Origin of the sequence: Pseudonocardia sp. T1-2H (assembly GCF_038039215.1) — a bacterium.
In the GTDB taxonomy this organism is placed as follows: Bacteria; Actinomycetota; Actinomycetes; order Mycobacteriales; family Pseudonocardiaceae; genus Pseudonocardia.
The window spans coordinates 702,632-716,195 of the sequence record NZ_JBBPCL010000001.1; the positions used below are offsets into that span (position 1 = coordinate 702,632).

Annotated in this window: 11 protein-coding genes; 6 read left to right on the forward strand and 5 right to left on the reverse strand. The window is 75.1% G+C overall.

Annotated features, from left to right (window positions below):
* Window positions 1-27 precede the first annotated feature (27 nt).
* The 3 genes from WBK50_RS03545 to WBK50_RS03555 form a co-directional block, all read right to left on the reverse strand.
* Window positions 28-651, reverse strand: a complete 624-nt coding sequence (locus tag WBK50_RS03545) for a TetR/AcrR family transcriptional regulator (RefSeq protein ID WP_341334208.1) — start codon at window positions 649-651, stop codon at window positions 28-30.
* Window positions 652-776: 125 nt separating this feature from the next.
* Window positions 777-3,128, reverse strand: coding sequence for a heavy metal translocating P-type ATPase (locus tag WBK50_RS03550; protein ID WP_341334209.1), 2,352 nt, complete (start codon window positions 3,126-3,128; stop codon window positions 777-779).
* A 2-nt stretch (window positions 3,129-3,130) separates the two neighbouring features.
* Window positions 3,131-4,069 carry a hypothetical protein gene (locus tag WBK50_RS03555; protein WP_341334210.1) on the reverse strand — a complete coding sequence of 313 codons (939 nt, stop codon included), beginning with the start codon at window positions 4,067-4,069 and terminating at the stop codon, window positions 3,131-3,133.
* 195 nt (window positions 4,070-4,264) lie between these two features.
* On the opposite strand from WBK50_RS03555, the gene WBK50_RS03560 reads away from it, so the two are divergent.
* The 6 genes from WBK50_RS03560 to WBK50_RS03585 all read left to right on the forward strand — a co-directional run bounded on the left by WBK50_RS03560 (window position 4,265) and on the right by WBK50_RS03585 (window position 12,501).
* Window positions 4,265-5,248, forward strand: a complete 984-nt coding sequence (locus tag WBK50_RS03560) for an alpha/beta fold hydrolase (protein WP_341334211.1) — start codon at window positions 4,265-4,267, stop codon at window positions 5,246-5,248.
* Between the two features lie 92 nt (window positions 5,249-5,340).
* Window positions 5,341-6,513 (forward strand): adenylyltransferase/sulfurtransferase MoeZ, encoded by a 1,173-nt coding sequence (moeZ, locus tag WBK50_RS03565; protein WP_341334212.1) that lies wholly within the window; start codon window positions 5,341-5,343, stop codon window positions 6,511-6,513.
* A 443-nt stretch (window positions 6,514-6,956) separates the two neighbouring features.
* Window positions 6,957-9,368, forward strand: coding sequence for a hypothetical protein (locus WBK50_RS03570; protein WP_341334213.1), 2,412 nt, complete (start codon window positions 6,957-6,959; stop codon window positions 9,366-9,368).
* 75 nt (window positions 9,369-9,443) lie between these two features.
* Window positions 9,444-10,271, forward strand: coding sequence for a TIGR02569 family protein (locus tag WBK50_RS03575; RefSeq protein ID WP_341334214.1), 828 nt, complete (start codon window positions 9,444-9,446; stop codon window positions 10,269-10,271).
* Between the two features lie 351 nt (window positions 10,272-10,622).
* On the forward strand, window positions 10,623-11,786 hold the full coding sequence (locus tag WBK50_RS03580; RefSeq protein ID WP_341334215.1) for a uroporphyrinogen-III synthase: 1,164 nt from the start codon (window positions 10,623-10,625) through the stop codon (window positions 11,784-11,786).
* The gene (locus WBK50_RS03585) at window positions 11,779-12,501 is read left to right on the forward strand and encodes a sirohydrochlorin chelatase (RefSeq protein ID WP_341334216.1); all 723 of its coding nucleotides are present in this window, start codon (window positions 11,779-11,781) and stop codon (window positions 12,499-12,501) included. The genes WBK50_RS03580 and WBK50_RS03585 overlap by 8 nt, the downstream gene beginning before the upstream one ends.
* A 17-nt stretch (window positions 12,502-12,518) precedes the next feature.
* On the opposite strand, the gene WBK50_RS03590 is transcribed toward WBK50_RS03585, so the two are convergent.
* Window positions 12,519-12,800 (reverse strand): MGMT family protein, encoded by a 282-nt coding sequence (locus WBK50_RS03590; RefSeq protein ID WP_341334217.1) that lies wholly within the window; start codon window positions 12,798-12,800, stop codon window positions 12,519-12,521.
* Entirely contained in the window at window positions 12,793-13,557 is a 765-nt protein-coding gene (locus WBK50_RS03595; RefSeq protein WP_341334218.1) for an alpha/beta fold hydrolase, read from the reverse strand. The genes WBK50_RS03590 and WBK50_RS03595 overlap by 8 nt, the downstream gene beginning before the upstream one ends.
* Between the last annotated feature and the right edge of the window lie 7 nt (window positions 13,558-13,564).

The following is a 13,564-nucleotide window of genomic DNA, read 5'->3' on the forward strand; positions in this document are numbered from 1 at the left end:
GCTGCCCGGGTGGGTCCGGGGCCTGTCCTAGTCGTGCACCATCGGGAAGCCCGCGAGGCCCTTCCAGGCCAGCATCGACATGAGCGAGATCGCCTCGTCCCGCGGGATGCCCTGCTGGGAGTCCAGCCAGTACTGCGCGGTGACCTGGCTCAGGCCCACCAGCCCGACCGCGAGCAGCCGCGCCCGCGCCTGGTCCAGGCCCGCGTCCTGCGTGACGACCTCGGCGACGGCGTCGATGCAGTTCGTCAGCGCCCCGTCGACGACGGCGGCGGCCTCGGGCTCGCCGCGCAGGTCCGACTCGAACACCAGCCGGTAGGCGTGGCCCTCGCCCGCGACGAAGTCGAAGTAGGCCGCGACGGCTGCGTGCACCCGGGCCCGGTTGTCCGCGGTCTCGGAGATGGCCTCGCGGACCCGGGAGACGAGCTCGTCGGCGTAGGTGGTCAGCAGCGCCCGGTACAGCTCGAGCTTGCCGGGGAAGTGCTGGTAGAGCACCGGCTTGCTCACGCCCGCCTTCTCGGCGATGTCGTCCATCGCGGCGGCGTGGTAGCCGTGCGCGGCGAAGACGTCCCGAGCGGCCACGAGGAGCTGGGCGCGTCGTGCGCTCCGGGACAGCCGGGCCCCTCGCTGCACCGGTGCGGTGGTCTCGCTCATCGTGTACTCCTCACTGCAGGCCGTGCGGGGTGATGCTACCCGCAGGTAACTCCCGACGGGGTGAAGAACGCGCGACTTCCTGTACCGGGCGTACCCGGTGCGACCGCGGTCGATGTCGGAGATCGTCAGACGGTGCCGCGGAACCGCCGCAGGCGGAGACTGTTGGTGACCACGAACACCGAGCTGAACGCCATCGCGGCCCCCGCGATCATCGGGTTGAGCAGGCCCGCCGCGGCCAGCGGGAGCGCGGCGACGTTGTAGGCGAAGGCCCAGAACAGGTTGCCGCGGATCGTGCCGAGGGTCCGCCGGGCGAGCCGGATCGCGTCGACGGCCGCGAGCAGGTCCCCACGGACCAGCGTCAGGTCGCTCGCCTGGATCGCCACGTCCGTGCCCGTGCCCATGGCCAGCCCGAGGTCCGCGGTGGCGAGCGCCGCCGCGTCGTTCACGCCGTCGCCCACCATCGCGACGACCTTGCCCTCGGCCCGCAGCCGCTCGACGACGGCGACCTTGTCCTCCGGCATGACCTCGGCGACGACCGAGTCCGGATCGATCCCCACCTCGGCCGCGACGGACCTCGCGGCGGCCCGGTTGTCCCCGGTCAGCAGGAGCGGGGTGAGGCCCAGGTCCCGCAGCCGGCGGACGGCGTCGGCGCTCGTCGGCTTCACCGCGTCGGCGACGACGAGGATCCCGCGCGCCTTCCCGTCCCAGCTCACGGCGACGGCGGTGCGGCCTTTGGACTCCGCCTCCTCCTTCGCCTCGACGAGGGACTCCGGCAGCGTGATGCCGTGCTCGGCCAGCAGCGCCGGCCGCCCGACCACCACGGCGTGCGCGACGATCCGGTCGCTGCCGCCCGCGGGCGTCAGCGGCTCGGGACCGGCCGGGGACCGCAACGGCGCGGGCAGGCCCGGCAGCTGCGCGAGCTCCGCGACGAGCCCCTGCACGCCCAGGCCGGGCCGGTTCTCGAACTCGCCGACGCGCAGCAGCTCGCCGAACCGCTCCCGCGCCGCGGACGCGACCGCCCGGGCGACGGGGTGCTCGGAGCCGTTCTCGACCGCGCCGGCGAGCCGCAGCACCTGGTCCCGGGACTCGCGTTCGGCCGCGTGCACCGCGAGCAGCGTCATCACGCCGGTGGTGACCGTGCCGGTCTTGTCCAGGACGATCGTGTCCACGCGGCGGGTGGACTCCAGGACCTCCGGCCCCTTGATCAGCACACCGAGCTGCGCGCCGCGGCCGGTGCCGACCAGCAGCGCCGTGGGTGTCGCGAGGCCCAGCGCGCACGGGCAGGCGATGATCAGGACGGCCACGGCCGCGGTGAACGCCTGGGTGGCCCCCGCGCCCGTCCCGAGCCAGTAGCCGAGCGTCCCGACGGCCAGCGCGATCACGATCGGCACGAACACGCCGGAGATCCGGTCCGCGAGCCGCTGGGCGGCGGCCTTCCCGCTCTGCGCGTCCTCGACGAGCTGCGCCATCCGGGCGAGCTGGGTGTCCACGCCGATCCGGGTGGCCCGCACGACCAGCCGGCCGCCCGCGTTGACGCAGCCGCCGGCCACCGCGTCGTCCGGGCCGACCTCGGCCGGGACGGACTCGCCGGTCAACATGGACACGTCGACCGCCGACGTGCCCTCACAGACCGTGCCGTCCGTCGCGACCTTCTCGCCGGGGCGGACGACGAACAGGTCCCCGACCTGCAACTCCTCGACTGGGATCCGTTCTTCGGTGCTGATCCCTCCCGGCCCGTTCCGCACGACGGCGACGTCCCGCGCGCCGAGCTCCAGCAGCGCCCGCAGCGCCGCGCCGGCGGTGCGCTTGGACCGGGCCTCGAAGTACCGGCCGGCCAGGATGAACAGGGTGACCCCGGCGGCCACCTCGAGGTAGATCGCGTCCGCGCCGGCGCCGCGGGAGACCGTCAGCGCGAACGGGTGTGTCACCCCGGGGACGCCCGCGGTGCCGAAGACCAGGGCGTGGACGGACCAGCCGAGCGCGGCGAGGGTGCCGAGGGAGACGAGCGTGTCCATCGTCGCGGTGCCGTGGCGCAGGTTCGTCCAGGTGGCGCGGTGGAAGGGCCACGCGCCCCACAGCACGACCGGGGCCGCGAGGCCCAGCACGACCCACTGCCAGTAGAGGAACTGCCACGCCGGGACCATCGACACCACGATCACCGGAACGGCCAGCAGCGCGCTGACGATGAGGCGTTCCCGCAGGTCCCGCGCGTGCTCGTCGGCGGTGTCGGTGTCCTCCGCGGCGGGGAGCGCCGTGTAGCCGGCGGCCTCGACGGTGGCGACGAGCTGCTCGGGTGTCACGTCGGCGGCGTAGCTGACCCGCGCCTTCTGCGTCGCGTAGTTGACCGACGCCTCGACGCCGGACATCTTGTTGAGCTTGCGCTCGACGCGGTTCGCGCACGACGCGCAGGTCATGCCGCCGATCGCGAGCTCGATGCGCGTCCGGTCCTCGTTCGTCGCCGTGCTCGGCTTGGTCATGCTCAGCTCCCTGCCGTGGAGACGGTGAACTCGGCCGTCCCGGTCCGGCCCTCGTGCCGGTATCCCAGGAAGAACCGGTAGGTCCCGGCTGTCGGGACCTCGGTGCTGAAGGCGATCGCCGGGCCGGCGCGGTCCGTCGGGAGCGGCCGTGTGGTCTCCGGCCGGACCCGGACGTACGCCAGGTCTCCCTCGCGGACCGCGACGAGCCTGCCGAAGCCGCCCCGGGTGGGCTCGAGCTCGGTGACCGGCTGCCCCCAACGCCCGACGGTCGTGTAGACCGCCGACGGGACCCCGGGGACCAGCCGGCCGTCGATCCGGACCTGGTAGCCGTCCACCGCGGCCGGGGCGCCCGCGGGCGGGAAGATGCGGGAGTCGGGGAACGTGAACGGGGCGAACTCCCCGGGGGCGAAGAGGTCCGTGCCCAGCGCGAGCCGCGGGCCGCCGGTCGGGATGAAGTCCGCGTAGGCCCGCCACACCCCCGCCGCCGGGAGCAGGAACGGGACGTTCCACGTGCCGTCGGGACCCATGGTGGGGGAGAGGTCCTGCATGCCGGCCGCGTCCCGCCGCACCACCAGCAGGTTCATCCGCTCGCCGGGCCGGAACTCCTGGTCCGGGGCCGCGTCGAAGGCCGTGACGGGCGCCCCGTCCGAGCCGGTGATGCGGAAGCTGAACGTCGTGGGGCTGTTGACGCCGAACGACGTCGTCGTGGGGACGAAGGTGTAGCCGGCCGCGGTGGCCGAGAGGCCGAGCGGATCCGCGGGATCCGGGCCGGCGGCCGCCGGCGGGGGAGCCATCGCGGCCATCCCCGGCTCGTGCGCCTGCGCCGCCGCCGGGGCCGGGCCGTCGCCGGACCCCCCGAACGCGGACCCCGCACCCCACGCGGCCCCGAACACGACACAGAGCACGGCGAGGTAGCTGCCGAGCCGCACCGCGGTCTGCATGCGTCACGTCTCCCTGGCTCGTCTTCGCGGGGCCGTCGTGCGCGTTCGACGCGGCGCACCATCGGGGGGTACAACGCACGAACGGGCCGTCCGACACGGTAAACCTACCCCAGGGGGTATCGGCCCGTCGCCGGGGGCCGAATGGTGGGTCACCCGAGGTGGTCGGGACGGGTGGGTTCAGGTCATGCTCGTCGGGTGGTCTCCGTCGCGCTCCCGCTGGTCCACCCGCGGTGCACCTCCGTGCCTCGCCCCGCGGGCACCGTCGACCCGGCCGACCTCCCGGTCCTGCCGAGCAACGGGCACTGGCCCGCGTGGCCGGGCCGCGACGTCACCTCCGGCGGGGTGACCCTGCACGTCCGCGAGACCCCTGGCAACGGCGCCGAGGCCGTCTACGTGCACGGACTCTCCGGCTCCGCGACGAACTGGACGGACCTCGCGGGCCTGCTCGCGCCGCGGGCCGCGGGCGTCGCGGTCGACCTGCCGGGGTTCGGGTGCTCGGCGCCGTTGCCCTCGCGGGACTACACGCCGTCCGGCCACGCGGATGCCCTGCTCTCCTGGCTGGCCGGGCGCGGGCGGCCCGTGCACCTGCTGGGCAACTCGCTCGGCGGGATGGTCGCGACGATGGTGGCCGCCCGCCGTCCGGAGCTCGTCCGCACGCTCACCCTGGTCTCGCCCGCCTTCCCGGACCGGCGGCCGGACCCGCGCCGGATGTCCGATCCGCGGATGGCGCTGGCGATGATCCCGGGAATCGGGAAGAAGGCCCGGGCCCAGCTGGCCGCGGCGTCGCCCCGGGTGCGGGCCGAGCAGGTGATGGCGCTCTGCTTCGGGGACCCCGGCCGCGCCACCGACGCCCGCCTGGACGAGACGGCCGCCGAGATCGCGGCCCGCGGGCGTCAGCCCTGGGCGGCGGAGGCCGTGTCCCGCTCGGCCAAGGGGATGTTCGCGAGCTGGGCCGGTCGCGGGCTCTGGGCGACGGCCGCACGCGTCCCGGTGCCGACGCTCGTGGTCTGGGGCGACCGGGACCGGCTCATCTCCCCCCGGCTCGCCGCGCGGGCGGCGCGCACGTTCCCGGACGGGCGGCTGCTGATGCTGGCCGGCGTCGGGCACATCGCGCAGATCGAGGTGCCGGACCGGGTGGCGGCTTGTGTCGCCGCGCTCTGGGACGAGTGCCCTTCCTGAGCCCGGATGGGAAGATAGGCCCCGACGAGTGCGTTGGCACCAGCGGGATGCACGCACGATCGACACGCTAGACAGCACCGAGGAGCTTTGACATGGCGCTACCGCCGCTCGTGGAGCCGGCCGCCGAACTGACCAAGGACGAGGTCGAGCGCTACAGCCGCCACCTCATCATCCCCGACGTCGGGATGACGGGGCAGAAGCGGCTGAAGAACGCGAAGGTGCTGGTCGTCGGCGCCGGTGGTCTGGGCTCGCCCGCGCTGCTGTACCTGGCCGCGGCCGGTGTCGGCACGCTGGGCATCGTCGAGTTCGACGAGGTCGACTCGTCCAACCTGCAGCGCCAGATCATCCACGGCCAGTCCGACGTGGGCCGCTCCAAGGCCGAGTCCGCCCGTGACTCGATCAAGGAGGCGAACCCGTTCGTCGAGGTCCGGCTGCACCAGGTGCGGCTCGACTCGTCGAACGTGATGGACATCTTCGCGGACTACGACCTCATCCTCGACGGCACGGACAACTTCGCCACGCGCTACCTGGTGAACGACGCCGCCGTGCTGTCCGGGAAGCCGTACGTCTGGGGTTCGATCTTCCGGTTCGAGGGCCAGGCGTCGGTGTTCTGGGAGGACGCCCCGAACGGGCTCGGCCTGAACTACCGCGACCTCTACCCCGAGCCGCCGCCCCCCGGCATGGTGCCGTCGTGCGCCGAGGGTGGCGTGCTGGGCGTGCTCTGCGCGTCCATCGGCTCGATCATGGTGAACGAGGCGATCAAGCTGATCACCGGCATCGGCGAGCCGATCCTGGGTCGGCTGATGGTCTACGACGCCCTCGAGATGACCTACCGGCAGGTGAAGATCCGCAAGGACCCGGCCACGCCCAAGATCACCGAGCTGATCGACTACGACGCGTTCTGCGGCACCGTCTCCGACGACGCCCAGGCCGCCGCGGCCGGCAACACGATCACCGCGCTCGAGCTCAAGGAGATGATCGACGCGGGCAAGGACTTCGCGCTGATCGACGTTCGCGAGCAGAACGAGTTCGAGATCGTCCGGATTCCGGGTTCGGTCCTCATCCCGAAGGACCGCATCCTCTCCGGCGAGGCGCTCTCGGAGCTCCCGCAGGACAAGCCGATCGTCCTGCACTGCAAGTCCGGGGCGCGCTCGGCCGAGACGCTCGCGGCGCTGCAGAAGGCCGGTTTCTCCGATGCGGTGCACGTCGGGGGTGGCGTGCTGGCGTGGGCCAAGCAGGTCGACCCCTCGCTGCCCACCTACTGACCCGGTAATCCCCCGGAGCCGTACCGACCGCCCGTCCTCGTTCGCGAGGGCGGGCGGTCCGCGTCTGCGGATCACGCCGCGCAGGCGTTTCTATGGTGTGGATCACATGTGAGCAACCCCTTTGTCGCGGTCCGTGACGGCGGGCGCCTCCACCACGACGCCGCGTAGCGATCACACCGTTATGTGACGCTCCGTGCCTCTGACCTGGGAGAGCACGTCCGACTGGAGCAATGACAATCGATCATCGGCCTGGGTAGCCTCCCTTGCCCCGGTGGATGTCGTGTCCCGTCGTCCGAACGGGGCCAGGGAAGTGGGGACCTTCGGACGCCGCGGCGTCGGGGGCGCGAGAGCGCCGCCTCGGTGACCCGACGGGGACGTCGTGCTGCGCAGGCACGCGCTCCCGGTGACTGCGATGGGGGCCGGCTGTGGTGGACGATTTCGGGGTGGACCGGTTCGGCTCCGACGGGTTCGGGTCACCTGCGCTGCGGCGCAGGTGCGCGCTCCCCGGGTGCGACGCGCTGGTCGAGGAGACGCCCGACCGTCCCGGGAAGATCTACTGCACCGCCGCGCACCGGGTCGCCGCGCGGCGTGAGCGACGGGCCGCGGCGCAGGCCGCCGGCGACGACCGGCTGACCGAGACGCTGCCCTGGCTCCGTGAGACGCCGCAGCGGCCGCTCGTCCGGAGCCGAGCCGTGCCGGCGCGCGTCGCGGCACCCGTGCGGGAGGAGCCCGAACCGGAGCCCGGGGAGCTCCCGGGCGCGCGGTCGCCGTGGATGGCCGGGCTGGCGCGGCGGCGGCGCGCGATCGCGGTGCTGGGCGCGACGGCCGTGCTGGTCGGCGGCTATGCGCTGACGACGTCGTCCGCGTCGTCCCCCGATCCCTCCCCGCCGACGGTGACGCTGCCGGAGGGGACCACGGACGAGGAGTGGGCGCGGCGGGCGCAGCTCGCGCTCGTCGCCGTCAACGAGCAGCTGGACACGATCGGCGAGACCGAGCGGGCCTGGAACTCGACACCCGCCGCACAGCAGGTCGGGACCGCCCCTTCCGCCGTCCGGCAGCTGCTGGAACGCAGGCGGGTGCTCGAGCAGCAGCGGGCGACGCTGCAGTCCCAGCTGGAGACCTACCGTGAGCTCGAACGCGCCTCGGACGAGCTCCGGCAGGCGGACAGCCGGCTCGACGAGATCCAGCGACTGCTCGACGCCGCCGCTACGCCGCCGTCGCGCTCGGCCGCCGACACCTCCTGGGCCACGGCCCTGTCCGAGCAGCGTGATCTGCGGGCCCGGCACCGGGACGCGGTGGCGAGCCAGGTGCAGAACCTGTCCGAGGGCGTGCGCACCGCCACCCGCAGCCCGCTGCCGAACGACGCCGACCGCACCGACCGGGTGCGGGAGGAGGTGCTCCGGCTCGCGAGGAACCCCACGCCGAGCCCGATGCCGTCGCAGGGGGTGGACGAGCGGCCGCCGCTCGTGCAGGGCCGCGACCAGGACGAGAGCCGCCCGTCGGGCGAGGTCGGCACGAGCGGCCCGCCGGACCCGCGCGGGCCGGGGGACGACACGGAGGAGACACCGCGGCACGACCACTCCGGGGATGCCCGCGCGCTCGGCTCCGGTTCCCAGGGCTCGTCCGGGCCGCGCGAGCGTGGCGGGCAGGGCGGCGGGCTGACCGGCGCGGTGTCGGGGACCGTCGACGGTGTCGGCGGGACGCTCGGGCTGAACGGTCAGCAGGGCGGCCGGCCGGACCAGGGCTCGGGAGACCGGAAGGACCGGGGCCGGGGGCAGCCGGGTGGTCAGGAGCGGCAGGGCCCCGGGCAGCAGCAGGGGCCCGGGCATCAGGGGCCTCAGCGCGGTGGCGTGACGGGTGCGGTGTCGGACACCGTCGACGGTGTCGGCGGAACCCTCGGCCTGGACGGCGGCCGGCAGGCATCGCCGCAGGGCCCGGACCGGGGCGGCTCGGCACAGGCTCGCACCGAACGGGTCGAGGCTGAGCCCGCGCAGGGCCGCGCCGACCGAAGCAGCGGGGCCGACGCGTCCCGCCGGGGTGCCGAGCAGGGCGGAGGCGGCGCCCCGGCGCGCCGGGGCGTCGAGCAGCAGGATGCGGGGACCGACCCCGGCTCCCGGACTCCGCGTCCCGTGGGTACGGGAAACTCGGGCCTCGCCGGCGCCGTCGCCGGTCCGATGATCAGCACGATGACCGGCGGGCTCGCGGCGCCGCAGATCGACGAGGCACTTCGGCTGGCGGACCGCGAGGCGGACCGGCAGATCCAGGAGAAGCTCCGGCAGCGCGGTGCCGCCACGTCGTCGACCCGGGGAACGGGGCGCAGCACTCCGGTTCGGACAGTTCGGGACGGTCCGGGGTGGACACCTCGCGCGCGACCGGGAGCGCGGGCTCGGCGAGCGGGCAGGACCCCACCGCGAACGGCCCGGCGCGCAGCAGCGGCGCGTCCCGGAGCTCGGACGGCGCCCGGGCGAGCGGCAGCGGCAGTGATTCGAGCAGCGGCTCGACCACCACCGCCTCCCGCGGCGGCTCGTCGACGGGCGCGGCCCGGGCGGGCGGCGCCTCGGACAGCGGCTCGCGGACCACCACCCCGCGCAGCGGGAGCTCCGGCAACGGGTCCGGCCGGTCCACGGACGCCGGGGCCCGGCCGAGTGGCTCCTCGGGCTCCGGGACCACGGAGCGGAGCAGCAGCTCCTCGTCGGGCGGCTCGGGTACGGCCGCCGGCAGCGCGGGCAGCGGCGGCGGGACCCCGTCCGAGCAGGATGTCCGGGACTACGCGGAGGCCCTGGCCGCGGACGTGGCGAGCTGAGGCGCTCCTCGTCGCGGCCTCGGACGGCGCCCTCCGTCACCGCCGGGCCTGATTCCGGAAGTCCTGCTCGGGGATCTCTCCGCGTGGCGCCCGTGATCCAGGCGACGACGCAGGTACCGTGCCGGTCGTGACGGCAGCACGCGTAGTCCCGACCAGCGAAGCGGCGATCGCCCTGCCCGACCACGTGCGCGTCGCGTTCGGGGTCAAGGACGTCGTGCCGCGGCCGGTGGTGTGGGCGGGCCAGCGCGCCTGGCACTGCGGGGACGTCCTGCTGCGCCCGGTCGCGGACAACGCGGTCGCCGCGTGGTCCGCCGGGGTCCTGGACAGCCTCGAGGTCGAGGCCGTGCGGCTCGCCCGCCCGGTCCGGTCCTCGGACGGCCGCTGGGTCGTCGCCGGCTGGGCCGGGTCCCGCAACCTGGCGGGCTCCTCCGAACCGCGCCACGACGACGTCATCTCCGCCTCGCTGCGCCTGCACGCCGCCACCTCCACAGTGCTGCGTCCCCGCCTCCTCGACGACCGCGACGACCTGCTGTCCCGCTCCGCCGCCGCCGCGTTCGGGGAGCGTCGCCTCGTCCTGGACCCGGGGACCGGCGGGGAGCTGTTCGAGCAGCTCGCGGCCCACCGCCGTCCGGTGAGGCTCTCCCCGCAGGTGGTGCACGGCGAGCTGTTCGGCGCCGTGCTCTTCGACGTCGACGGCGCGCCCGCGGTGCTCGATCTCGTCCCGTTCTGGCGCCCGGCCGAATGGGCGGCGGCGGTCGTCGCCGTCGACGCGGTGGCGTGGGGCGGTGCGGACGAGGGCCTGCTGGACCGGTGGTCGCACCTCGACGAGTGGCCCCAGGCGCTGCTGCGCGCCGTCCTGTACCGGCTGGCCCTGCACGCCCAGCACCCCGACGCCTCGGCCCGGAGCCTCCCCGGCCTCGAGCGCGCCGCGGGCCTCGTCGCCGCCCACCTCTGACAGCCGCCCTCCGAACTCGCGTCGTGGCTCCACGACGCGAGTGACGGGCGTGGCCTCACGCGCCCGATCCCGGCCGGGTGATCTCACACGGCACCTCACCGCACGTGAGGACCGGTTTGCGTCGGCGTCACACGGGGCCACGGCGGGGTAATGAGCCCTTCCTGCGGTCTGTGCATTCCCAGGATGCGACAGACCCACTGGAGGACGGCGTGACAGCCAGCCACTGCCTCGACGACCCGGACGTGGCCGTGGCCGTCTACGCCGTCCGCGTCGACGATCACCGTGTTCAGATCGGGTTACCGTGAGGGCGGTTACGCGGTGGACCCCGCCGACAGCACGGACAATGGTGCGATGACCGCTGCCACCACCGAGCCGGCGCCCGTTCCCGCCCTCGCGGGATTCACCGTCGGCGTCACCGCCGCGCGCCGGGCCGAGGAGCTGGGCACGATGCTCGAGCGGCGCGGCGCGTGCGTGCAGCACGGCCCCGCCATCCGCATCGTCCCGTTGGCGGACGACACGGACCTGCTCGAACGCACCCGTGCGCTCGTCGCGAACCCGCCGGACATCACGGTCGCGACGACCGGGATCGGCTTCCGCGGCTGGGTCGAGGCGGCCGACGGCTGGGGCATCGGCGAGGCGTTGCTCGCCGCGCTCGGCAAGGGTGAGCTGCTCGCCCGCGGGCCCAAGGCGCGCGGGGCGATCCGGGCGTCCGGGCTGACGGAGAAGTGGTCACCGCCGTCCGAGTCGTCAGCGGAGGTGCTGGAGTACCTGCTGGAGGAAGGCGTCGACGGCCTGCGGATCGCGATGCAGCTGCACGGCGAGCCACTCCCGGACGTCGTCGACGCCCTCGAGCTGGCCGGCGCCGAGGTCGTCCAGGTGCCGGTCTACCGCTGGGTGCCGCCCGCGGACCTCGGCCCGATGGACCGGCTGACGGACTCCGTGCTCGCCGGCGGCGTCGACATGCTGGCCTTCACGAGCGCGCCCGCCGCCGCCAGCCTGCTCGCGCGGGCGGCCGAACGCGGGGTGAAGGACGAGCTGGTCGAGGCGATGCGCGGGCCCGTCCTGGCATTGTGCGTCGGCCCGGTGACGGCGGCGCCGCTGGAGGCCGTGGACATCCCGACCCTGCAGCCCGCCCGCTCGCGGCTCGGTGCGATGGTCCGGACGCTGGAGGCCGAGGCGCCGACCCGGGCGCGCCGGCTGCCGGTCGCCGGGCACTGGCTGGAGCTGCGCGGACACGCCGTCCTGGTCGACGGCGAGCTGCGCAACGTGCCGCCCACCGGCATGGCGATGCTGCGCGTCCTCGCCCGCCGGGCCGGCCGGGTCGTCACCCGTGCGGAGCTGCTCCGGGCGCTGCCCGGCGGTGGCGACGACGAGCACGCGGTCGAGACGGCGATGACCCGGCTGAGGTCCTCGCTCGGCACCCCGAAGCTGGTCCAGACCGTGGTCAAGCGCGGGTACCGACTCGCCCTGGACCCCGGGGCGGGCCCCGCACCGACCGGTGGCCACTGTGTTTGACGTCAAGGCGCCGCTGCTGCTGGTGGCGCACGGGAGCCGGAGCGCCGCGGCGGACGAGGTGGTCCGCGAGATCGCCGCGGCCGCCCGGGAGCGGCTGGACGGCGCGGACGTGCGGGTCGCCTACGTGGACGTCCGCACGCCGACCGTCGCGGACGCCGTCGCCGCGCTCCGGGCGGACGGTCTGTCCGGCGCCGTCGTGCTCCCGGCCTTCCTGGCCTCCGGCTACCACGTGCGGACGGACCTGCCGGCCCAGCTCGCCGAGGTGGGCGCGGACCCGTCGCGTTTCGTGGTGACGCCCGCACTCGGCCCGGACCGCCTGCTCGCCGAGGCGGCGCTGGCCCGGCTGCGGGGCGCGGGCCTGCGCCCGGGGGACGCGGTCGTGCTCGCGGCCGCGGGCTCGTCGGACCCGGCGGCCCTCGCCGAGGTGCGCACGGCGGGCCGGATGCTGGGCTCGCTCCTCGGCCGACGCGTCCGGGTCGGCTTCGCGGCCACCGCCGCTCCGAAGGTCGACGCCCTGGTCGACGGCCTGCGATGGGCCGGGGAGGACCGGATCGCGGTCGCCTCCTGGCTGCTCGCGCCGGGGGTGTTCCACAGCCGGATCGAGGATTCGGGCGCGGACGTCGTCGGGGCGCCGCTGGGAGCGCACGAGGACGTCGTGGGAGCGGTCGTCGCTCGCTACCGCGCGGGCGTCGAGGCGGGGGCCGCGGCGGCCTGACCCATGGGTGCCGCGGCTCAGCGCCGCCGGTGCTCCTTCGGGAGCCTCCCGTCCACCAGGAGCACGCCTTCGGCCCGGAGCCGTGCGGCCTGCTCCTGCGCGATGTGCGGTGCGCAGGTGCCGTTCGCCCGCAGGACCCGGTGCCAGGGGAGGTCGTGGCCGTCCTCGGCGAGGATCCGGCCGACGAGCCGGGCCGAGCGGATCCCCGCCCGCGCCGCGACCTCGCCGTAGGTCGACGTCTCGCCCGGCGGGATCGCGGCGACCACGTCCCGGACCCGTTCGAGGACCTCCTCATCCATCCAGGAACGCCCGCAGCCGGTCCACCACCTCGGCGGTGCGCTCGAGGTAGAGCATGTGCCCCGCGTCCACCTCGGCGACGGTGAGCGCGTCGCCCAGCTCGGCCCGGCACGCCGCGACCCACTCCGGCCGCACGAAGTCCTCCCGCCCGGCCGGGAGCAGCAGCGTCGGCACACCGGCCGGCGGGACGACGGCGGGCCGGGCCATCTCGCTCCAGGCCGCGACGACGGCCGCCCGGCAGTAGCGCCACGCCCACTGCTCCCCGTGCGGGACGAGATGGTCCGCGATCTCCGCGTCGAGCAGCGCGTCCGGCACGTTCTTCCAGCTCTGGGCCTTGTCCGCCCGCGCGGCGTCGGCGTCCGGGAACACCTCGTCCGGCCGGGTGCTCTCGGCGGCCTCGAGCATGTCCCGCGGGTCGAGACCGATCGCGGGGTCCAGCAGCACCAGCCGGGACACCCGCTCCGGTGCGCGCCGGGCCAGATGCGCCGCGACGGCCCCGCCGAACGAGTGCCCGACCACGACGGCCTCGGCGAGGCCCTCGCGGTCGAGCACGGCGAGCACGTCGGCGACCTGCTGTTCGAGGCCCCACGACGGGGTCCACGGGGAGCGGCCGTGGCCGCGCAGGTCGGGGCACAGCCAGCGCAGCCCGGGCAGCGCGGCGGCGAGCGGCCGGAACCGCAGCCCGTGTCCGGTGACGCCGTGCAGGGCGAGGACCGGGCGGCCCTGCGGCGCGCCGAGCTCGTGGACGTGGAGCGACATGGGAGGG